General features: G+C 73.0%; 16 protein-coding genes. 13 read left to right on the plus strand and 3 right to left on the minus strand.

Annotated elements, in window-relative coordinates; all coding sequences use genetic code 11:
- Positions 1–94 precede the first annotated feature (94 nt).
- The 8 genes from AB0C62_RS24645 to AB0C62_RS24680 all read left to right on the plus strand — a co-directional run bounded on the left by AB0C62_RS24645 (position 95) and on the right by AB0C62_RS24680 (position 13,799).
- Positions 95–1,504 carry an ABC transporter substrate-binding protein gene (locus AB0C62_RS24645; protein ID WP_362976486.1) on the plus strand — a complete coding sequence of 470 codons (1,410 nt, stop codon included), beginning with the start codon at positions 95–97 and terminating at the stop codon, positions 1,502–1,504.
- A 7-nt stretch (positions 1,505–1,511) separates the two neighbouring features.
- Positions 1,512–2,852 carry a sugar ABC transporter permease gene (locus AB0C62_RS24650; protein WP_362976488.1) on the plus strand — a complete coding sequence of 447 codons (1,341 nt, stop codon included), beginning with the start codon at positions 1,512–1,514 and terminating at the stop codon, positions 2,850–2,852.
- On the plus strand, positions 2,849–3,760 hold the full coding sequence (locus AB0C62_RS24655) for a carbohydrate ABC transporter permease (protein ID WP_362976490.1): 912 nt from the start codon (positions 2,849–2,851) through the stop codon (positions 3,758–3,760). Before AB0C62_RS24650 ends, AB0C62_RS24655 begins: the two co-directional genes overlap by 4 nt.
- 151 nt (positions 3,761–3,911) lie before the next feature.
- Positions 3,912–6,215, plus strand: coding sequence for a bifunctional glycosyltransferase family 2 protein/CDP-glycerol:glycerophosphate glycerophosphotransferase (locus tag AB0C62_RS24660; protein ID WP_362976492.1), 2,304 nt, complete (start codon positions 3,912–3,914; stop codon positions 6,213–6,215).
- A 123-nt stretch (positions 6,216–6,338) separates the two neighbouring features.
- Positions 6,339–8,498, plus strand: coding sequence for a bifunctional glycosyltransferase family 2 protein/CDP-glycerol:glycerophosphate glycerophosphotransferase (locus tag AB0C62_RS24665; RefSeq protein ID WP_362976494.1), 2,160 nt, complete (start codon positions 6,339–6,341; stop codon positions 8,496–8,498).
- Between the two features lies 1 nt (position 8,499).
- Entirely contained in the window at positions 8,500–10,716 is a 2,217-nt protein-coding gene (locus AB0C62_RS24670; protein WP_362976496.1) for a CDP-glycerol glycerophosphotransferase family protein, read from the plus strand.
- A 74-nt stretch (positions 10,717–10,790) separates the two neighbouring features.
- Complete coding sequence (locus tag AB0C62_RS24675; RefSeq protein ID WP_362976529.1) at positions 10,791–12,047, plus strand: hypothetical protein; 1,257 nt, start codon at positions 10,791–10,793, stop codon at positions 12,045–12,047.
- Positions 12,048–12,128: 81 nt separating this feature from the next.
- Positions 12,129–13,799 carry a hypothetical protein gene (locus AB0C62_RS24680; protein WP_362976498.1) on the plus strand — a complete coding sequence of 557 codons (1,671 nt, stop codon included), beginning with the start codon at positions 12,129–12,131 and terminating at the stop codon, positions 13,797–13,799.
- A 20-nt stretch (positions 13,800–13,819) separates the two neighbouring features.
- On the opposite strand, the gene AB0C62_RS24685 is transcribed toward AB0C62_RS24680, so the two are convergent.
- Complete coding sequence (locus AB0C62_RS24685; protein WP_081221601.1) at positions 13,820–14,233, minus strand: organic hydroperoxide resistance protein; 414 nt, start codon at positions 14,231–14,233, stop codon at positions 13,820–13,822.
- A gap of 124 nt (positions 14,234–14,357) precedes the next feature.
- On the opposite strand from AB0C62_RS24685, the gene AB0C62_RS24690 reads away from it, so the two are divergent.
- On the plus strand, positions 14,358–14,855 hold the full coding sequence (locus AB0C62_RS24690; protein ID WP_362976500.1) for a MarR family transcriptional regulator: 498 nt from the start codon (positions 14,358–14,360) through the stop codon (positions 14,853–14,855).
- Here the strand turns inward: AB0C62_RS24690 and AB0C62_RS24695 are convergent.
- Complete coding sequence (locus AB0C62_RS24695) at positions 14,749–16,338, minus strand: glycosyltransferase family 39 protein (protein WP_362976502.1); 1,590 nt, start codon at positions 16,336–16,338, stop codon at positions 14,749–14,751. The genes AB0C62_RS24690 and AB0C62_RS24695 overlap by 107 nt on opposite strands.
- 93 nt (positions 16,339–16,431) lie before the next feature.
- Here AB0C62_RS24695 and AB0C62_RS24700 point away from each other — a divergent pair, with 93 nt between their 5' ends.
- The 4 genes from AB0C62_RS24700 (at position 16,432) to AB0C62_RS24715 (ending at position 21,455) form a co-directional block, all read left to right on the plus strand.
- A complete protein-coding gene (locus AB0C62_RS24700) occupies positions 16,432–17,697 on the plus strand; it encodes a glycosyltransferase 87 family protein (RefSeq protein ID WP_362976504.1) in 1,266 nt (421 codons plus the stop codon).
- Positions 17,698–17,755: 58 nt separating this feature from the next.
- Positions 17,756–19,360: a glycosyltransferase family 2 protein gene (locus AB0C62_RS24705; protein ID WP_362976506.1), complete on the plus strand. Its 1,605-nt coding sequence runs from the start codon at positions 17,756–17,758 to the stop codon at positions 19,358–19,360.
- A gap of 65 nt (positions 19,361–19,425) precedes the next feature.
- A complete protein-coding gene (gene galE, locus AB0C62_RS24710; RefSeq protein ID WP_362976508.1) occupies positions 19,426–20,406 on the plus strand; it encodes a UDP-glucose 4-epimerase GalE in 981 nt (326 codons plus the stop codon).
- Between the two features lie 95 nt (positions 20,407–20,501).
- Positions 20,502–21,455 (plus strand): ADP-ribosylglycohydrolase family protein, encoded by a 954-nt coding sequence (locus AB0C62_RS24715; RefSeq protein WP_362976510.1) that lies wholly within the window; start codon positions 20,502–20,504, stop codon positions 21,453–21,455.
- On the opposite strand, the gene AB0C62_RS24720 is transcribed toward AB0C62_RS24715, so the two are convergent.
- The gene (locus tag AB0C62_RS24720) at positions 21,442–22,110 is read right to left on the minus strand and encodes a TetR/AcrR family transcriptional regulator (RefSeq protein WP_362976512.1); all 669 of its coding nucleotides are present in this window, start codon (positions 22,108–22,110) and stop codon (positions 21,442–21,444) included. The genes AB0C62_RS24715 and AB0C62_RS24720 overlap by 14 nt on opposite strands.
- Between the last annotated feature and the right edge of the window lie 15 nt (positions 22,111–22,125).

The raw sequence follows: 22,125 nt of genomic DNA on the forward strand, positions 1-22,125 counted from the left end.
CTTGCCGCCCTTGAGCGACCAGGCGTAGACCGGAGCGCACGGGACAGCTGTTCGGACGTTCAACGAGGAACGCAGAACGGAGAACGGGGCACTGATGCGCAGCACTCTTCGTACACGCAGGTCGACCGATCACGCCACGCACCGCTCACGCAGGACCGCACAGGCCGCCGCTGCCGCGCTCGTCGCGGGGGCGCTCACGCTCACCGCGTGCGGCGGCGACAACGACGGCAAGGACAAGGGAACCGACGGGGGCAAGGCCACCGAGAGCAGTGACACCGGCTCGGTGACCCTGCCCAAGCTCGACGGCGACACCCTGGAGGTCGCCGCCGTCTGGACCGGCGCCGAACAGGCCAACTTCAAGAAGGTGCTGGCGGAGTTCGAGAAGCGCACGGGCGCGAAGGTCACGTTCGTACCCGCGCAGGACCCGATCATCAACTTCCTCGGCTCGAAGATCGCCGGTGGCGCGCCGCCGGACGTCGCGATGCTCCCCCAGGTCGGCGCCATCAAGCAGGCCGTCGACAAGAAGTGGGCCAAGCCCGTGGGGCCGGACGCCCAGGCGCAGTTGGCCAAGAACTACGCCCAGGGCTGGCAGGACCTCGGCAAGGTCGACGGCAAGCAGTACGGCGTCTACTACAAGGCCGCCAACAAGTCGCTGGTCTGGTACAACGCCAAGGTCTTCGAGAACGCGGGGGCCAAGGAGCCCAAGACCTGGAAGGACTTCCTGACCACCGCGCAGACCGTCTACGACTCGGGTGTCACTCCGGTCTCGGTGGGCGGCGCGGACGGCTGGACGCTCACCGACTGGTTCGAGAACATCTACCTCTCCCAGGCGGGCCCGGAGAAGTACGACCAGCTCGCCCAGCACAAGATCAAGTGGACGGACCCGTCCGTGAAGGACGCGCTGACCACGCTCGCCCAGATCTGGGGCGACAAGAACCTCATCGCGGGCGGCCCGGACGGCGCGCTCCAGACAGAGTTCCCGGCCTCGGTGACGCAGACGTTCACCGGTGGCGACCAGCCCAAGGCGGGCATGGTCTTCGAGGGCGACTTCGTGGCCGTCAACATCGCGGAGACCAAGGCGAAGATCGGGACGGACGCGAAGGTGTTCCCGTTCCCGGCGGTCGGCTCCAAGCCGCCGGTGGTCAGCGGTGGCGACGCCGCTGTCGTCCTGAAGGACTCCAAGGCGGCCCAGGCGCTCGTCACGTTCCTGGCGTCTCCCGACGCGGCGACCATCCAGGCCAAGCTCGGCGGCTATCTGTCGCCGAACAAGAGCGTGGCGCTGTCCGCCTACCCGAACGCGGTCCAGCAGAAGATGGCCAAGGCGCTGATCGCGGCCGGCGACGACTTCCGCTTCGACATGTCCGACCAGGCCCCGCAGTCGTTCGGCGGTACGCCCGGCAAGGGCGAGTGGAAGGACCTGCAGGACTTCCTGAAGAACCCGAAGGACGTCGCGGGGGCCCAGAAGAAGCTCGAGTCCGACGCCGCAGCGGCCTACAAGGGCTGATCCGGCGATGACGTCGGCAACGGCCGGGGGCACCGCACCGGTGCCCCCGGCCCGTAAGCGCAAGAGCGTGACCGGCACCCGCAGGACCGTGGCAGCGCTCTTCCTGCTGCCCGCCCTGGTGCTGCTCGGCGCGCTCGTGGTCTACCCGATCGGGTACTCGGTCGTGCGCAGCTTCTACGACCAGTCGGGCGACGGGTTCGCCGGGATCGACAACTACAAGGCGCTGTTCAGCGACGACGGCATCCGCACCGCGCTGAAGAACAACATCATCTGGGTGGTGTTCGCCCCGACGGTCGCGACCGCGCTGGGCCTCATCTTCGCGGTGCTCACCGAACGGGTGCGCTGGGGAACGGCGTTCAAGCTGGTCGTCTTCATGCCGATGGCGATCTCGATGCTCGCCTCCGGCATCATCTTCCGGCTGGTGTACGACCAGGACCCGGACAAGGGCATCGCGAACGCCGTGTGGGTGGGGGTGCACGACACCTTCGCCTCGTCGTCGGCGTTCCCGAAGGCCCACCCCGGCCGGGAGTCGCCCCTGAAACCCGACCAGGGCGGCTTCGTCACCCGGGACGCCGTGCGGGCCGGACAGTCCGTCTCCCTGCCACTGGTGGGCGTCGCCCCGGACCAGATGCCGGACAGCGCCAAGAAGGCGGTGCAGGCGGCCACCGACCCCGGCAGGGTCACCGGCACGGCCTGGCAGGACTTCACCCGCGGCAAGGGCGTGGGCAGGCTCGGCCAGGTCGACCCGAGCGAGCTGGGCTACTCGGGGATGCAGATCGAGGCGGTCAAGGACGGCAAGGTCGTCGACTCGGCGAAGGTCGGCGACGACGGCACGTTCACCCTCTCGGGCAAGGCCGACGGGGCCCTGCTGCGGCTCCCGGCTGACAACTTCAAGGAGCCGTACAACGGCCTCGACTGGCTCGGCCCGTCGCTCGTCACACCGGCCATCATCGGCTCGTACATCTGGATGTGGGCGGGCTTCGCGATGGTGCTGATCGCGGCGGGGCTCGCGGGCATGCCGCGTGAGCTGCTGGAGGCGGCCCGGGTCGACGGGGCGAACGAGTGGCAGGTGTTCCGCCGGGTCACGGTGCCGCTGCTCGCGCCGGTCCTCGCGGTGGTCGCCGTGACGCTGATGATCAACGTGCTGAAGGTGTTCGACCTGGTGTTCATCATCGCTCCGGGCTCCTCCCAGGACGACGCCAACGTGCTGGCCCTGGAGCTGTACCGCAAGGGCTTCGCGGAGGACCAGCCGGGCATCGCGAGCGCCATCGCGGTGTTCCTGCTGCTGCTCGTGATCCCGGTGATGCTCTTCAATGTCCGCAGGCTCAGGCGGGAGGTGCGGCGATGACGGCCCATGCCGGAAGTCTCACGAAGACGGCGACCGCACCCGAGGCGAAGACGGCCCGGAGGTCGCTCGGTTCACGGATCGCGGGCGCCGTCAGCAGCGGTGTCCTGCGCGTCTTCCTGCTCCTGGTCGGTCTGTTCTGGCTGGTGCCCACGCTCGGGCTGCTGCTGTCCTCGCTGCGCAAGCCGGAGGACATGAGCGCGAGCGGCTGGTGGAAGGTCTTCAGCGCGCCCTCGCAGCTCACCGTGGACAGCTACCAGAAGCTCCTGGAGAACAGCGACATCACCAACTCGCTGCTCAACACGGTACTGATCACGGTGCCCGCGACCCTGCTCGTCGTGGTGATCGGCTCGCTCGCCGGCTACGCCTTCGCCTGGATGGAGTTCCCGGGCCGTGACTGGTGGTTCCTCGGCGTGGTCGGTCTGCTGGTGGTGCCCGTGCAGGTGGCGCTGATCCCGATCGCCGAACTCTTCGGGAAGATCGGCATCTTCGGCTCGATCATCGGCGTGGTCCTCTTCCACGTCGGGTACGGGCTGCCGTTCGCGGTGTTCCTGCTGCGGAACTTCTTCGCGGAGATACCCCGGGAACTGCTGGAGGCCGCCCGGCTGGACGGGGCGGGCGAACTACGCCTGTTCACGCGGGTCGTGATGCCGCTCGGCGGGCCCGCCATCGCCTCCCTGGGGATCTTCCAGTTCCTGTGGGTGTGGAACGACATGCTGGTCGCGCTGGTGTTCTCCGACTCGGGCAGCCAGCCGATCACGGTCGCGCTCCAGACGCAGGTACGCCAGTTCGGCAACAACATCGACGTGCTCGCGCCCGGCGCCTTCATCTCGATGGTGATCCCGCTCGCCGTGTTCTTCGCGTTCCAGCGGCAGTTCGTGTCCGGCGTGATGGCCGGCGCGGTCAAATAAGCAGGTTGCCAGCACACTTGAGGGGCGGGCCGGACACCGGTCCGCCCCTCGCCGTTCACCGGACATCCCCCGTATGCCACATCTGGCGTAACCAAGTCACCCCTTCGGCCGTTCCCGGGCAGGTATGCCCGCGCCGACCCATGGATGTCCCGTGCCCCGGTTCAGTGTCATCGTCCCCGCGTACAAGGTTCAGGCGTACCTGCACGAGTGCCTCGAATCGGTGCTCGAACAGTCGTGTCCGGACCTCGAACTCATCGCGGTGGACGACTGTTCGCCCGACGCGTGCGGGGCGATCATCGACGAGTTCGCGGCCCGCGACGCCCGGGTGCTCCCGGTGCACCTGCCGGAGAACGTGGGACTCGGCCGCGCCCGCAACGCGGGGATCGAACGCGCCACCGGCGACTACCTGGTCTTCCTGGACAGCGACGACACCCTCACCCCGGACGCGCTGCACGCGATCGCCGACCGGCTGAAGGAGACCGCCGAACCGGACGTGCTGGTCTACGACTACGCCCGCACCTACTGGTCGGGCGAGGTCCGGCGGAACCAGCTCGCGGCGGAGCTGACCGAGGAGGGCCCGGCGCCCTTCCGGCTCACCGAACGGCCCGGGCTGCTCCGGCTGCTGATGGTGGTCTGGAACAAGGCGTACCGCCGGGAGTTCGTCGAGCGCGAGGGCCTCACCTTCCCGCCCGGGTACTACGAGGACACGCCCTGGACGTATCCGGCGATGATGTCCGCCGAGTCGATCGCCACGCTCGACCGGGTGTGCGTGCACTACCGCCAGCGGCGGCACGGCAGCATCCTCGGCACCAGCAGCCGCAAGCACTTCGACGTCTTCGAGCAGTACGACCGGGTGTTCGCGCACGTCGCCGCGCACCCGGAGCTGGAGCGGTGGCGCCCGCTGCTGTTCCGCCGCATGGTCGACCACTTCTCCACGGTGTTCGTGAAGCGGGACCGGCTGCCGCGCGGCGCGCGGGCCGAGTTCCTGCGCAAGGCCCGTGACCACTACCGGCGTTACCGCGTGCCGGGCTCCCCGGCCGGGCTGCGTCTGCCGCTGCGGCACGCGCTGGTCAGGTTCGGCACGCACCGCACGTACCGGTTGCTCTCGCTCCTGTCGCGGACCCGGAAGAGAGCCGTGCGGCTGACCGGCGCGCTGCGCCGCTCGGCACGGACCGCGACGCTCCGACTGCACTACCGCGTGCAGCTCCGGCTCCCGTTGCGCGCCGACCGCGCGGTGTTCTCCAGCCACGGAGGCCGCGGACACGGCTGCAACCCGGGCGCCCTTGAGTCGGCGTTCCGCACGTACGCGCCGCACGTGCGCACCACGTGGATCGCCGATGTCGAGCACCATCACACGATCCCGGCCGCCACCGGCCGACTGTCCCCCGGGACCGCCGGCTACTGGACGGCGCTCGCCCGCTCCAAGTACCTCGTGAACAACGTCGACTTCGACCGGCACCTGGTGAAGCGGCCCGGCCAGGTGGTGATCCAGACGCAGCACGGGACGCCGCTCAAGCACATGGGCCTCGACCTCCAGGACCGCCCGGCCGCCGCGCGCGGCACGGACTTCGCCGAGCTGCTGCGCGGCGTCGACACGTGGGACTACTGCCTGTCCGCCAACCGCCACTCCACGCTGGTCTGGGAGCGCGCCTTCCCCTCCTCGTACGCCACGCTGGAGTACGGGATGCCGCGCAACGACGTGTTCCAGCAGGCGACTTCGGCGGACGTGGCACGGCTGCGCGCGTCGCTCGGCATCCCCGAGGGCGCCGTCGCCGTGCTGTACGCGCCGACGTACCGCGACTACCGGAGCGGCCAGCGCCGCACCCTGGACCTGGAACGGGTGCTGCGGCAGCTGGGGCCGCGGTTCGTGATCCTCACACGCGCCCACCACCGCTACGGGGCGCCGCTCACCGACGCCCCGGCCGGCCGGCTCATCGACGTGTCGGACCATCCGAGCGTGGAGTCGCTGTGCCTCGCCTCGGACGCGCTGGTCACCGACTACTCGTCCCTGATGTTCGACTACGCGGGCCTGGACCGGCCGATCGTCGTGCACGCCGACGACTGGGAGGCGTACGAGGCGGCCCGCGGCACCTACTTCGACCTGCGCGCCTTCCCGCCGGGCGCGGTCGCCCGCAGCGAGGACGAACTGATCGACATCTTCGCGACCGGCCACTGGCGGGGCTCGCGCTCCTCGCAACTGCGGGCCGCGTTCCGCGAGCGGTTCTGCCCGTACGACGACGGGCGCGCCGCCGAGCGGGTGGTGCGGCACGTGGTCCTCGGGGAGACGGCGGGGCTGCCGTCGTTCATCCCGTTCGCGGAGCGGCACCCGGTCCCCTCGGCCGTCGCGGCGCCTCCCCGCACGGTGGGCTCCGCCCCGCCGGAGGTCGCTCCCGCCGCGCCGCTCGCGGCCGTCCCGGCGCCGGGCGGTGCCCTCCCCCTGCCCGAGCAGCTCTGAACCGGAGTCCGCGTGCCCTCCAGCCCGTCGCGACCCACGCCCACCCGGCCCACCACGTGGCGGCCGACCGGGCGCCCCGGGCGATGAAACCCCCGTTCGGCGCCCCTTGAGAGAAAGAACAGAATGCCCCGCTTCAGCGTCATCGTGCCCACCTTCGGAGTCGCCGGGCGACTGTCCCACGCACTGGACTCGGTCCTCACCCAGTCCTTCGGCGACGTCGAGCTGATCCCGGTCTGCGACGGGCCGGACTCACCGGCCGCGGCGGTCGCCGCCGGGTACGCCGCCCGCGACCCGAGGGTGGCGCCCGTCCACTCGCCGCCGTCGGGCGGGCTGAGCGGGGCCCGCAACGCCGGGATCGCGGCGGCGACCGGCACCTACGTGCTCTTCCTCGACGGCGACGACGAGCTGGCCCCGGGCGCGCTCACCGCGCTGGACGCGGCCCTGCCGGCCGGGGTGGACGTCCTGTACTTCGGGCACCAGCGGGTGCACTGGTGGGAGGGCGAGCCGAGCACACCGCCGCTCGACAAGGCCCCCGAGGTCCTCGGCGTGCACGTGCCGGCGTGGAGCGCGGCCTACCGTCGCGCCTTCCTCGTCGAGCGCGAACTCACCTTCCCGGAAGGGCATTTCACCGACGCGGGCTGGGGCGGGCTGGTGACGGTGGCCGCCGAGCGGACGGCCGTGCTGCGCACGGTCTGCGTACGCCACCATCTGCGCCGCCAGGGCAGCCGGCTCAACGCCCCGGGCGAGCACCACTTCGAACTCCTCGACCAGGTCGAGCGGGTGCTGACCCGGGTGGCCGAACAGACGGTGCCCGCCGCCCGGCCCAAGGCGCTGTTCGGCCAGCTCTTCACCCTGGTCCTGAAGACGGCCGCGCATCCCACCCGGGTGCCGGCGCGCCGCCGCCGGGCCTTCTTCCGCCGGGCGGGCCGGCTCTACCGGCGCCACCGCCCGGCCGGTTACCGCGTGCCGGGAGGCAGCCTCGGCGTGCAGCACCGGCTGCTCGCGACGGGCGCCTACAGCGCGTTCCGTGCCCTGCGCGGCGCCAACCGGGCCGCGGCCGGTGCGGTCCGGCGGGTACCGCGCCCGAGGATGCTGCGCACCCGCGCCTTCTACGCGGCCCAGCTGCGCCGCCCGCTGGACGAGAACCTCGCCGTGTACTGCGCGTACTGGGGCCGCGGGTACGCCTGCAACCCGGCCGCGATCCACGCCAAGGCGCGTGAACTCGCCCCGCACATCCGCTCGGTGTTCCTGGTGGAGCCGGACGCGGTGGACGCCGTGCCGAAGGACGTCGAGCACGCGGTGATCGGCAGCAGGCGCGCCTGGGAGGTGCTCGCCCGCGCCAAGTACCTGGTCAACAACGCCAACTTCGCGGACGCCGTGGTCAAACGGCCCGGCAGCGTGCACGTCCAGACGCAGCACGGCACCCCGCTGAAGAAGATGGGCGTCGACCAGTCGACGTATCCGGTGGTGGCCGCCGCGACCGGCAGCTTCACCAAGCTGCTGTCCCGGGTGGACCGCTGGGACTACAACCTCTCCTCCAACCGGCACTCGACCCAGATGTGGGAGCGGGCCTTCCCCGGCGGCTACGAGGCCCTGGAGTACGGCTATCCCCGCAACGACGTGTACTGCACGGCGACCGCCGAGGACGTGGCCCGGGTCCGTGAGCGCCTCGGGGTGCCCGAGGGGCGGACGGCCCTGCTGTACGCCCCCACGCACCGCGACCACAGCACCGGCTTCGAGTCGCGCCTCGACCTGGAGGCCTTCTGCGAGGCGGTCGGGGAACAGTTCGTCGTCCTGCTGCGGGCCCACTACTTCTACGACGAGGGCAGTGGGCGCGGCTCGGGACGGATCATCGACGTGACCGGGCACCGCTCCTCCGAGGACGTCTGCCTGGCCGCGGACGCGCTGATCACGGACTACTCGTCGATCATGTTCGACTACGCCAACCTGGACCGTCCGGTCGTCGTGTACGCGGACGACTGGGAGGTCTACCGGGAGACGCGGGGCGTCTACTTCGACGTGATGGAGGAGCCGCCGGGCCGGGTCGCGCGCACCCCCGGCGAACTGGCCGCGCTCTTCACCGACGGCTCGTACGCCGACCCGGAGGCGACGGCTCTGCGGGCCCGGTTCCGCGAGCGGTTCTGCCAGTTCGACGACGGGAGGGCCGCCGAGCGGGTCGTCCGCAGGGTGCTGCTGGGCGAACCTCCCGAGGCGATCCCGCCCGTCCTGCCGCTCGCCGAACGCCGCCCGGCTCCCGCCGCGTCCACCCTCGTAAGGAGCTGACGTGCCCCGCTTCAGCATCATCGTTCCCGTCTTCAAGGTGCAGGGCTTTCTGCGCGAGTGTCTCGACTCGGTCCTGGAGCAGTCGTACACGGACCTCGAGGTGATCGCCGTCGACGACTGCTCGCCGGACGGCTGCGGAGCGATCCTCGACGAGTACGCGGACCGCGACCCGCGCGTGCGGGTGCTGCACCTGCCGGAGAACGTGGGGCTCGGCCGCGCGCGCAACGCGGGCATGCCCCTGGCCACCGGGGACTACCTGTTCTTCCTCGACAGCGACGACACCCTCACGCGGGGGGCGCTGCGCGCCGTCGCCGACCGGCTGGAGGAGACCGCGGACCCGGACGTGCTGGTCTTCGACTACGCCCGCACCTACTGGTGGGGCGGCACCCGCAGGAACGTGCTCGCCCGGGTGCTCGCGGAAGCCGGCCCGGGGACCTTCTCGGCGGCCGAACACCCAGAGATCCTGGACCTGTTGATGGTGGTGTGGAACAAGGTCTACCGGCGCGGGTTCGTCGAGCAGGAGGGCTTCGCCTTCCCGCCCGGCTACTACGAGGACACCCCGTGGACGTTCCCGGTGATGCTCAGCGCCCGGCGGATCGCCGCGCTGGACCGGATCTGCCTCGCCTACCGGCAGCGCCGCCAGGGCAACATCCTGTCCACCACCAGCCGCAAGCACTTCGACATCCACGACCAGTACGAGCGGGTCTTCGCGTTCGTCGACGCCCGGCCCGAGCTGTCGAGTTGGCGCCCGTACCTGCACCACAAGATGGGCGAGCACTGTCTCGACATCCTCTCCAAGCCGGACCGGCTGCCGGAGGGCGACAAGGCCGAGTTCTTCCGGCTGACGGCCGCGCTGTTCCGCAAGCACCGCAGCGGTGCCGTGCCGCCCGAACTGCGCGTACTGGAGGGCGGGTTCACGCGGTACCGGCTGCGGCGGCAGGCCGTGCGGGCCGGACGGGAGCTGAGCCGGCGCGGGCAGCAGGTGCGCAGGGCGGCGACCGTGCGGGTGAAGCGCGGCCTGTCGACGCTGCACGAACACCGCCCGCTGGACCCGAACCTGGCGGTGTACTCGGCGTTCTCGCACCGCGGCGTCCTCGGCGACCCCGCGGCCGTGTACACGGCCGCGCGTGAACTCGCCCCGCACATCCGGGGCGTGTGGGTCGTCCGCGACGAGGAGCAGGCGGCGCTGCTGCCGCCGGGCACCGAGCACGTGCTGCTCGACTCGCCCCGCTACCGGCGGGTGACCGCGCGGGCCACGTACTTCGTCAACAACGTCAACTGGCCGGGCTCCCTGGTGAAGCGGCCCGGCAGCGTCCACATCCACACCCATCAGGGCACCCCGCTGAAGTTCATGGCCGCGGACCTGCTGCACAAGCCGGGTGCCCGGCAGGGCTTCGACGTGCCGCAGATGCTGCGCCGCGCCGACCGCTGGGACTACAGCCTGGTCGCCAACCGCCACTCCGAGCTGGTCTGGGACCGCGCCTACCCCTGCCACTTCACGTCGCTGCGTACCGGCAGCCCGCGCAACGACGTCCTCGTGCGGGCCCGCTCCGAGGAGGGGGCCGGCGCCGCGGTCCGCACCCGTCTCGGCATCCCGGCGGAGAACCGGGTCGTGCTGTACGCGCCGACGCGCCGCGACTACGTGCGCGGCGGGCATGCCGACCGACTCGACCTCGCCCGGTTCGCGGAGGATCTCGGAGACGGCCACACCCTGGTCGTACGGCTGCACCCCTCGCTCGCGGACGGTCCGGCGCGCGGGATGGGCCTGGCCGAGCTCCACCGGCGGGGGGTGCTGGTCGACGCGACGGACGAGCCGTCCGTCGAGGACCTGATGCTCGCCTCCGACGCCCTGGTCACCGACTACTCGGCCCTGATGTTCGACTACGCCAACCTCGACCGGCCGATCGTGCTGCTCGCCGACGACTGGGGCGCGTACGCGGCGAGCCGGGGCGTCTACTTCGACGTCACCTCGGACGCGCCGGGCCATGTCGCGGGCACGCAGCGCGAGTTGGCGTGGCTGTTCGCGTCGGGATCCTGGCGGGACGCGGAGGCGGCGCGGCTGCGGGCCGGATTCCGGGCGCGGTTCTGCGAGTTCGACGACGGGAGGGCCGCCGAGCGGGTGGTGCGGACCCTGATGCTCGGCGAGCGGCCCGAGGCCCCGGCCCCGGCCGTCGCGGTCCCCGCGCAGGCGGGACACGACGTCCTCGCGTCCTCGTGAACACCCCGACGACCGCGCGCGGCCCGCGCTCCTGGACGCGGGCGCCGCGCCGACCGCGGTCGGCACGCGGGTGGGTGGTGGTGATCGCCGCGGTCTTCGCCGTGCTCCAGCTCGCCAACGTCACCGGCCGGGACACCCCCGACACGAAGAACTACCTGTCGTACGCGCTGAGTCTGAGCGGCGACAGCAAGCACGAGGCGGCCGCCCGGACGATCGACTACGCGTGCGCGAGCAAGGCGTCCGTCGCCCGCCGCAACCAGGCCGTCGACGTGGTGCGCTTCCACCGCGCCAGTCCGACGCGGCGGGTGATCGAGGAGTGCCGTCGTGCCGAGTGGCGGGGGGTGTCCGCGCGGCTCGCGGCCGGGCAGACCGTCGGCCGCACGGTGCCGTTCATGCCGCCCCGCTTCATGCGGATCTTCGAGGTGCGGCCCGGCTATCCGGTGCTGCTGGTCCCGTTCGTGACGCTGCTCGGGGTGACGTGGGGGCTGTGGGCGTCGAGCGTCCTCGTGACCGTGGCCGGGGGCGTCCTCGTCTTCCTCGTGCTGCGGACCCTGCGCGCCTCCACCGGCGCGGCCCTGACCGGTCAGGCGCTGTTCTACGTCCTGCCGTGCGGGACCACGGCGATGCGGCCGATGACCGAGGGCCTGATGATGACGGTGACCCTGGCGGCGCTGTGGGGCTGCGCGCTGATCCTGGAGGGCCGCCCCCGGGCCGGGACCTGGCTGGCGGGCGGCTCGCTGGCCGTGCTCTTCACGGTCAAGCACTCGCAGGCGCTCTTCCTCGGCCTGTGCCTGGCCGCCGTCTGCGCGCTGCACCTGGCGCGCCGGCGGCGGTGGGACGGGCCGCTGCGGACGCTCGGCCTGGTGGCGGGCTGCGCGGCGCTCGGCACCGTGCTGCTCGCGAAGGTGCTGCACTACCCCTCCGAGTCGGAGAGCCTCCAGGACCTGCTGACCGGGCACTTCGCCCGTCCCGACCGGGCCCGGCCCTGGCCGGAGTTCTTCCATCTGGAGACCGCGTTCTGGATCGAGTGGCTGCGCCGGCAGCTGTGGGAGCCGCTGTTCCTGGCGGCCGTGCTGACGGCCGGGTGGGGGGCGCTGCGCCGACACCGCGCCTTCGCGCCCTTCCTGCTGGCGGCGGCGTTCACCGGGGTGCTCAACCAGGCCGGGCACCCGGACATCAACATCTGGGGCGACCGGCTGATCGTGCTGCTGTGGCTGCTCCCGGTGGTCGGCCTGCCGCTGCTCCTGGACGCGGTCGTCCGTCCGGGCGGACGGGCGCTCACCGGCGCGGTGCCGGGGCCCGCCCGGCGGGACGCCGAGGTCGCCCGATGAGGTGATCTTGGGCTAGCGGCCCGACCTTGGCGGGCATATACGGCAGATGCCACAAACCGCAGAGCCCGCCTTCCCCGCCCGGTGAGCGCCGATGTCCTCGCCCGGCGGGGGGCCGTCCGGGGCGCGACCGCGCTGCGCGGCGGCGGCACCTGGCGTCCGACGCCGTATCAGCTGTTCGGCGGCCTGTTCTGGCTGGTGGTGACGCTCGCCTACTGGCGTGTCCCGCTGTGCTGCGACGCGGGGCAGCACGCGGCGGTCGTCGAGCGCCTGCGGGCCCATCTGCTCCATCCGCTGCACCCGATGGCGGACCTGCCGGGCGCGGGCAGCCCGTACTACTCGCCGTACGCGGTGGCGCAGGGCGCGTTCGCGCGGCTGACCGGGCTCGGCGGCTGGGCGGTCGTGCGGCTGTCCGGACCGGTGAACCTGCTGGTGCTGCTGACCGGCGTCGGCCGTTTCGTGCGGACGCTGACGCCCCGGCCGTGGGCACCGGTCCTCTGTCTGTTCGCGATGGTGCTGCTCTGGGGCACCGAGCGGGCCTGGTGGAGCGGCTATCTCGGGCTGATGTCGATGACGGGCAATTTGGGCTATCCGTCGACGTTCGCCATCGGACTGACCTTCTGGGCCTGGGCGCTCACGGCCACGCGCGCCGCGGGGACGACCGGCGGCCCGGTCCGCTTCGTGGGCCCGGCCGGTCTCAGCAGTTGGTGGGGGTACGCGGCGCTCGGCGGGCTGTACGGGCTGATCCTGCTCGTCCATCCGATCACCGCGATCGCGGCGGCGCTCGGAGCCGTGGCGTTCGTGGCGGGCTCCCGGCGCGGCCGGCGTCCGGCCGTCGTGGGCCGGTGGCTGCTGACGGGCGCGGTGGCACTCCTCGTCGCGTACGCCTGGCCCTACTTCGACGTCCTCGCACTGACCGGTGACCGCAGCGTGGACGCCATGCACGAGCGGCTGTACGACGGGATGCCCGGGCACTTCTGGCTGGCGCCGGCGGGGCTGCCCGCACTGTGGCTGCGGGCCCGGAGCGCCCGGCGGCACGGCGGCCGCGGGTGGCGCGATCCGCTGGTGCTGCTGTTCGTACTGGACTGCGCGGTGGTCGCCTACGGCTGGGCGAGCGGGCACTACACGTACGGCAGGATCCTGGGGCTCACGCTCGTGCCGCTCCAGTTCGCGCTCGGGGTGGAGCTGGCGGCGCCGCGACCGTGGGGCCGGGGGCGGCGGCTGCTGGGGTGGGTGGCGGCCTGCGCCGCGCTGACCGGGTTCCTCACCGTGCAGGCGGGGGCGGTCGTGCCGCGCGCACTCGACCCGGTCGGCTTCGACCAGCCGCCGCGCTGGCCCACGTACGACTGGGCGGCCCGGCACATCAGGCCCGGCGAGGCGGTCATCACCGACGGGTACTACGCGGTGCACCTGATCGCGGGCTACGGCCCGGACCTCGCCGCGCCCGCCTGGCCCGACCCCGCCCTCGACGAGGGTGAGCGGCGGCGGCGGGTCGCGGCGGTCCGCGCCTATCTCGACCCGGCCTCGACACGGGCCGAACGCACCTCCGTCGCCCGCCGGTACCACGTCCGCTGGCTGCTGCTGACGCGCTGGCGGCGGGTTCCCGAGGAGGCGACGGTGGTGGCGTGGAGCCGGGAGACCGGGGAGGTGCTGGCCCGGGTCGGCACGGGAGCCGCTCCGGTCGGGGACACGGCCGCGGCAGGCGGCGGAGCCACCGGCGCGGCGGCCGGCCCCGGGGTTCGTACCGCCCGGTGACGCGCCGCCGCGGGCGACGACTACTCGATGACGAGCTCGACCGGGATGTTGCCGCGGGTGGCGTTGGAGTAGGGGCAGACCTGGTGGGCCTGCTCGACCAGCTTGCGGCCGGTGGCCTCGTCCACGGTGTCGGGCAGCTCGACGCGGAGCGTGACGGCCAGGCCGAAGCCCTCGCCCTGCTTGCCGATGCCGACCTCGCCGGTCACGGCGGCCTCGGAGACGTCGACCTTCGCGGCGCGGCCGACGACGCCGAGGGCGCTCGCGAAACAGGCGGCGTAACCGGCGGCGAAGAGCTGCTCGGGGTTGGTGCCCTGCCCGCTGCCGCCCATCTCCACCGGGATCGCCAGCTGGAGGTCGAGCTTGCCGTCGGAGCTCACGGCACGGCCGTCGCGGCCGTGGGTGGCGGTGGCGACTGCGGTGTAGAGCGTGTCCATGAGGACCATCCCTCTCAAGTCGGTTCCTTGGCGGGGCTGCCGGTCCGGCGACCCCACGACCAGAATTAGAGCACGCAATTCAGTTGTGCACAACTTAATGGCTCGCACGAGCTATCCTGGGAACATGACCGCGACACCCGCGCCGATCTCCCCGGCCCCCTCCGACGGGGACTTCCTCCGCCTCGACCAGCAGATCTGCTTCTCGCTGCACGCAGCCTCGCGCGCCTTCGGCGGTGTGTACCGGGTGATCCTCAAGGACCTCGGGCTCACCTACCCGCAGTACCTGGTGATGCTGGTGCTGTGGGAGCACGGCGAGCTGCCCGTGAAGCGGCTCGGCGAGCATCTGCGGCTCGACTCGGGAACGCTGTCGCCGCTGCTGAAGCGGCTGGAGGCGGCGGGTCTCGTGCTGCGGGAGCGCAGCACGCGCGACGAGCGGTCCGTGCAGGTGCGGCTCACCGAGGAGGGCAGCGCCCTGCGGGAGCGGGCGGTGTCCGTGCCGCGCCGGATCGCGGCGGCTACCGGGGCGGACCTGGAGGAGATCCGAGAGCTCCGGGACCGGCTCGACCGACTGACGGCCGCTCTCGACCGGGCGGCTCGGTCGGAAACGCCAGGCCCGGCGTAGGCCTGCGCACGTAGAGACGCATCGTCACTCCGCGCCGGACGACCTGCTCGCGGGGCACGAACTGCTCGTCGACCACGGCGAGTTTGACCCGTTCGGCGGGGCTGTCCGGATACCAGGAGGGCACCGTCGCGAACGGCTCGGCGACCACCCACACCTGGTCGAGTCCCGCCAGCCGGCGGCGCAGTTCGGCGGCGTCCGCCTCGCGCCCGTAGAGGGTGCCGGAGGCCGGGGCGGGGACGCTCAGCGCGATGTCGCGGATCCCCAGGAAGCCCTTGGGATAGGCCAGGGCCGCACGCCGGGCCAGCGAGGGCAGGAACAGCACCGGGTCACCCGGGCGCAGTTCACGGTGGGCGACGGCGGAGACCGCGGCGAGGTTGTCGGGGCGGCGGTCGGGGCTGCGGTCCTGGCGCAGGATCGGGAGCTGGACGGCGAAGACGAGGGTGACGCCGAGGACGCCGCTGAGGACCGCGTGCGGCACCAGCCGGGGCAGCAGCCCGGTGAGGCGGTCCGCTCCGGCCGCCGCGAGGAGCGGGGCCCCGGCGAGCGCGTACAGGACGTACCGCTCGTCGTACAGGGGCCACCAGCGCGACACGGTCAGCAGCACCAGGGGCGGCACCGCGGCGAGCGGCAGGGCGACGGCCGGGAGCGTGAGCGCGCCGCGGCGGGGCAGGCCGGGCACGAACGCGAGGGCGGTGAGCAGGAGATAGGGCAGGACCACGAGGTGGGCCGGGCCGGTGAACGTGTCCAGCAGCCGCTCCGCGCTGCGGAGCCCGGTCCGTGACAGCCAGGCGACCTGCGCGGACTGCCCCCGCGAGACCAGGAGGAGCGGCAACAGGACGAGGGTCACCCCCGCGGCGGCGGCGAGCCAGCGTCGCCAGATGCGCACCGGCAGGCGCGCGAGGGCCAGCGTGCAGGCGTGCGCGAGCAGCAGGAGCAGGGCCATCTCGTGCAGCAGGCAGGTGACGGCGAGGGCGGTGCCGTACGCCCACCAGGGACCCGGCCGCGCGGACGCCACGGCCCGCACCAGGAGCAGGGTCGCTCCCGCGGCGCCGGCGGCGACGAGCGCGTAGGAGCGGCCCTCCTGCGCGAAGTGTCCGGCCATGGGCGTGACGGCGTACAGGAGCCCCGCCCACAGGCCGACCCGTGGCCGGCACAGGCGGACGCCGAGGGCGGCGACCAGGCCGGCGGTCGCGGCGGCGCCGCAGACGGACGGCAGGCGCAGGGCGACCTCGCCGGGGTACGGGGCGAGGACGGCGTGCATGCCGAGGTAGTACAGGCCGTGCACGGCGTCCACGGTGTGCAGGAGATGCCAGATCTGGGGCACCGAGCGCCGGGCGACCTGGAACGTCACCGCCTCGTCGCGCCACATGGCGCCGCGGTCGAGTCCCCAGAGCCCGATCGCGAGCATCACGAGCACGGGCAGGAGAACGGCCACTGTCTCCGGACGCCCCGCTGCCGACCGCCTGAACCACGCATACACCATGGGCCAAATTTTTTGCTATTAAACAACCTTTGGCCGGTATTGACGGCGTATCGCCCGCAATAGCCCATCCATGCGGCTTACGATCCGGCCTTGATGAGCGCCCTCAGGAACCACCGCCCGCTTGCCCTCGCCACCGCCTGGCTCGCCACCCGCGCCCTGATGCTGTGGCTCCTCACCCACGACGACCTCCGTCTCCTCGGCCGGGGCGGAGTGTCCCGCGAGGTCGGACATCTCTACTTCCGCTGGTACGGCGTCCTGTCGCACGGCGCGTTCCCGGCGGGCGACCGGCTGTGGCAGTACCCGCCCGGCGCGGGTCCCGTGCTGCTGGCGCCCGCGCTGCTGCCGTGGCTGACGTACGTCACGGCGTTCGTGGCGCTCACCCTCGTGGCCGACCTGGTGATCACCGTCGCGCTCACGCGCGCGGGACGGCGGCCCGGCCGCAGTCTGCGCGGGGCGCTGCTGTGGGTGCTGGCCCTGCCGCTGCTGCTGCACATCCCGCTCGCCCGGTACGACGTGCAGGTCACCGCCTTCGCCGTGCTCTCCCTGCTGGCGCTGTCGCGGTCGCCGCGCGCGGGCGGGGTGTTCGCAGCGCTGGGCGCCCTGGTGAAGGTGTGGCCCGCGCTGGCGCTGATCGGCACGCCCCGCGGCCGGACCACCCGCGAGGCCTGGACGTCGGCCGCGGTCGCCGCCGCCGCGCTGCTCGCCGTCCTCGCCGCGGCGTTCAGCAACCCCTTCGACTTCCTGCGCCAGCAGGGCGGCCGGGGCGTGCAGATCGAGTCGCTCGGCGGCACGGTGCTGGGGTTCGCGCGCCACGTCGGTTGGCCGGGAACGGCCCGTTACCAGTACGGCGCCATGGAGTTCGTCGGCCCGTACGTCAGCTCGGTCGCGGCCGGCTCGCTCGCCCTGACCGTCGCGGCGTTCGGGATCCTGCTGCTGTGGCGGGTGCGGGCCCGGCACTGGACGGCGGCCACCCCGTACGACGCGGCGCTCGCCGCCGTCCTGCTGTTCACGGTGACGAGCCGGGTGATCAGCCCCCAGTACATGGTGTGGCTGCTGGGCCTGGCCGCCGTCTGCCTGACCTCGCGGCACACCACCCAACGCCCGGTCGCCGCGCTGATCGTGGCGGCGACGGCGGTCAGCACGGTCGTCTACCCGGCGATGTACGGCGAGGTGATCCACAGCACCTGGACGGGCTGTCTGCTGATGCTCGTGCGCAACGGCCTGCTGGCCACGGCGGCGGGCCTGTCACTCGTACGGCTCTGGCGGTCCGGACTGCCCCCGACCGCGGCGGGCCGCATCCCGCAGCGCCTGACACGCGGTGCGCGCCGCACCCCCGCCGGAACGCGGACAGGACACTGAGCGTCCCTTAACGGAGAATTGCGGCAACTCATCCGAATCCGGACCGTGGACCGCACTCATGACCCCTCATCGCGCGAAGGTCGACGTCGTCGTCATCGGCTACGACGACGCCGCCCATGTGGCGGACGCCGTGCGCTCCGCCCTCGCCCAGGGGGACGCCGTGCGCGAGGTGATCGCCGTCGACGACTGCTCGACCGACGGCAGCGCCGCCCTCCTCGACACCCTCGCGGCCGGGGAGCCGCGCCTGAAGGTGATCCGCCGGGCCGTCAACAGCGGCGGCTGCGGCAGCCCGCGCAACGACGGCATCGACGCGGCGACCGCCCCGTACGTGATGTTCCTCGACAGCGACGACGTCCTGCCGCCCGGCGCGGTGGACGCGTTGCTCGGCACGGCCGAGGCGCACGGCGTCCAGGTCGCGGCCGGGCTGTGCGTGCGACGCGAGCTGCCGTCGGGCCGCGAGATCCCCTGGGAGCGCGCGCTCTACGCGGGCCCGGCCGTGCTCCCCAACCCGTCCCGCCGCCCCCGTCTCGCGCACGACACGCTCTGCGTCAACAAGCTGTACCGCACCGACTTCCTGCGCGAGCACGGCATCCGCTTCCCCGACGGCCGCTACCCCTACGAGGACTGCGTGTTCACCGCGCGCGTGCTGGCCGCCGCGCCGCGCGTCGCGCTGATCCCGGACACCGTCTACGTGTGGCACGTGCGGCGCGACGCCGAGCGGCTGTCCATCTCGCTCGACCGCGCGGACGTCTCCAACTGGCGTGCGCGCACCGAGGCGAACCGGGCGGCGTACGAGGTCCTGCTCGGCGCGGGCGAGAAGCGGCTGGCGCGGGCCGTGCACGCCAAGTTCCTCGACCACGACCTGCGGATGTACACCCGCGAGCTGGAACTGCGCACCGCCGCCTACCGCCGCGCCTGGTGGGACCACACGCGCGCGTACCTGTCGACGTTCGACGCGGCCGACCTCACCCTCAACCCGAGCGCCCCCGGCCGGCTCCTCGCCCGCGTGCTGCTCGCCTCGCACCGGCCGCGCGACCTGCCCCGCCTGCGGGAGCTGGCGGCCCGCCCGGCCCGGCTGCTCCCCCCGTACGCCCGCGCCTCCGACGGCACCCCGGTCTGGTCCTCCGACCTCCCCCAGGTCACCCTGGAGCACTTCCTGGAACGCCCGGCCCATCTGCTGCCGGCCGCCGTCGACGCGGAGCTGCGGGTCCGCGCGCGGGGCACCCGGCTGCGGCTGCGCCTGCACGAGCTGTACGGCCGGATGGCCGAGGCCGGTCCGGCCTCGGTGGAGGTGGTGTTCACGCGCCGCGAGGACGGCCGTCCGGGCCCGCGCGCCGAGGCCCGGCTGCTGGGCGACCGGTACGGGGACCTGTGGACGACGGAGACGCCGGTGGAGCTGTCCGAGCTGGAGCCGGGCACCTGGGACCTGCGTCTGACCCTCCGCTTCCGCGACGGGACCAGCCGGGAGGTGACCGCGCACGCGCTGGGCGGCCCCGGCCTGCTGCGCCGCCGCGCCGTCCCGGACGTCCACCACGGCGTCCGCAGCGTCTTCTTCCTGCAGCCGTACCGGACCCACGCGGGCGCGTTCGCCCTGCGCACCACGTCCGGTTGGAGAGGAATGACCGAAGTGCTGCGCCGCAGGGTCGGCCGCCTGCTTCACTGATACGCGCGGCCACACGGGGACGCGCGACGAAGCACCACGGGCTCACTGACGAGGGGACGGCCCACATGACCTGGCTGATCACCGGCGGCGCCGGCTACATCGGGGCGCACGTCGTCCGCGCGCTGCGCGAGGCGGGCGAGGACGCCGTGGTCTACGACGACCTGTCCACCGGGATCGCCGAGCGGGTGCCGTCGGACGTGCCGCTGGTGGTCGGCTCGACCCTGGACGGCGAGCTGGTCGCCCGGACCCTCGCGGAGCACTCGGTCACCGGGGTCGTCCACCTGGCGGCGAAGAAGCAGGTCGGCGAGTCCGTGGACCTGCCCCTGCACTACTACCGGGAGAACGTCGAGGGGCTGCGCGTCCTGCTGGAGGCCGTGACCGCCGCGTCCGTGACCGCGTTCGTCTTCTCGTCCTCGGCCGCGGTGTACGGCATGCCGGACGTAGAGCTGGTGACGGAGAAGACGCCGTGCGTGCCGATGAGCCCGTACGGCGAGACGAAGCTCGCGGGCGAGTGGCTGGTCCGCGCGACGGGCCGCGCCACCGGCCTGTCCACGGCGTCCCTGCGCTACTTCAACGTGGCCGGTGCGGCGAGCCCCGAACTGGCCGACGTGGGCGTCTTCAACCTCGTCCCCATGGTCTTCGAGAAGCTGACGGAGCACGCGCCGCCCCGCATCTTCGGCGACGACTACCCCACCCCCGACGGCACCTGCGTCCGCGACTACATCCACGTGGTCGACCTGGCCGAGGCCCACGTCGCCGCGGCCCGCGCGCTACAGGCCTCCCCCGGCACCGACCTGACCCTCAACATCGGCCGCGGCGAGGGTGTTTCGGTCCGCGAGATGATCGACCGCATCAACGCGATCACCGGCTACGACCGCCCCCCGGTCACCACCCCCCGCCGCCCCGGCGACCCGGCCCGCGTCGTCGCCTCGGCCGACCGCATCACCACGGAACTGGGCTGGAAGGCCCGCCACGACGTCGAGGACATGATCACCTCGGCCTGGACAGGCTGGACCCGCCACCATCCGGGGGCGGAGCGGGGCTGACGTCCGGCGGGAGCCCCGTTCGGAGCGGCACACCCGGGCGGTACGGACGGAACCGGTGCCCGAACCGGCCGGGGGTCACCCCGTACGCTCACCCCATGACCGCCATCGGCACGATCCTCGGCTCCGCGGTGGGTGACGCGCTGGGCGCTCCCTTCGAGTTCGGGCCGGAAGGGGCGTTCACGCGGCGCTTTCCCGTTCCCGGACAGGGCGGGGAGATGTGCGGAGGCGGTGGCTGGGACCCCGGCGAGGCGACCGACGACACACAGATGGCGGTCGTCGTCGGCGAGTCCCTGGTCCGGCACGGCGGCCTCGAACTCCCGGACGTCTTCGACGGGTTCCGGCGGTGGGCGGCAGCCGAGCCCAAGGACATCGGCCTTCAGACGGAAGCGGTCCTCACCGGTGGCGACCCCTGGGATCTCGCCTCCGCCCTGCACTTCCAGGTCAGCCAACGCGCCGCAGGGAACGGCTCCTTGATGCGTGCGGCGACCTCCGCCGTGTTCTTCGCCCCGTGCGGCCGGGACGTCACGATGTCCGCCGCCCGCCGGATCGCCGCGCTCACCCACGGCGACCGCGCGGCCTGGGAGGGCACGGCGATCCTCCACGAACTGATCCGCACCGCGCTGGTCGGGCACGATCCCCTCACCGCGCTCCCCGACACCCTGGACGCGGTTCACCCGGACCACCGCGCCCGCTACGCGACCGTCCTCGCCGGCGACTGGCACCCGGACAGGGCGACCGAGTTCAACGGCGCGGTCTGGCCCTGTCTCGGCTCGGCCGTGTGGGCGCTGCGGACGACGGACTCCTTCGAGGACGCCCTGCGCGCGGCGGTCGACCTCGGCGGCGACACGGACACGGTCGCCGCCGTGACGGGCGCCCTCGCCGGGGCCGTGCACGGGGACGACGCGATCCCGGGCCGGTGGACCGAAGTCCTGCACGTCCCCCTGCCGGGCTCGGGCGGCCGGGTCCTGCGGGCCGACGACCTCGCGGGGCTCGCCGGCCGGCTGGCCGACGGGCCCCGGACGCCCGCCGGCGGGATCACAACGCCTTGAGCGCCGCCGCCGTCGTGCGGGCCAGGGTGGCCAGGTAGGGCTTGGGGAGTTTGGGGCCGCGGACCACGACCGCTCGCCAGTACAGGGGGCCGGACATCAGGTCCAGGGCCAGGTCGAGGTCGGCGCCCTCGCGGACCTCGCCCCGGGCGGTGGCCGCCGCGACGATGCCGCTCGCGACGCCCTGCTGGCCCTCCCGCAGCGCCTTCTGAAGGGCGTCCGCGATCTCGGGATTGCGGGCCGCCTCGGCCTGGAGGTCGGGGATGATCTGGCCGGCGACCGGGTGCCGCAGGGCGCGTGAGGTGACCTCGTAGAGCAGGCGGAGGTCACCCTCCAGCGAGCCGGTGTCGGGGGCGGGCAGGCCCTGGACGGCGATCGCAGAGACCAGGTCGAGCACCAGGTGACGCTTGGAGCGCCAGCGCCGGTACACCGCGGTCTTGCCGACCCCGGCACGGCGGGCGATGCCCTCGATGGACATCCGGGCGTACCCGACGGTCGCGAGCTCCTCGAAGACGGCGGCGCGGATCGCTTCGGTCACATCCTCCCTCAGGACGGCCGCACCGGCGGGAGCCCGGCGACGCGGGGCCTTCCCGTCGGCAGGCGCGGGCGTGGCGGCACTCGCGGCTGTGTCGGCGTTCGTGGTCATACCGACCAGCATAGGCCGTTACGACGA

The organism is Streptomyces sp. NPDC048643 (assembly GCF_040650615.1).
GTDB lineage: Bacteria > Actinomycetota > Actinomycetes > Streptomycetales > Streptomycetaceae > Streptomyces.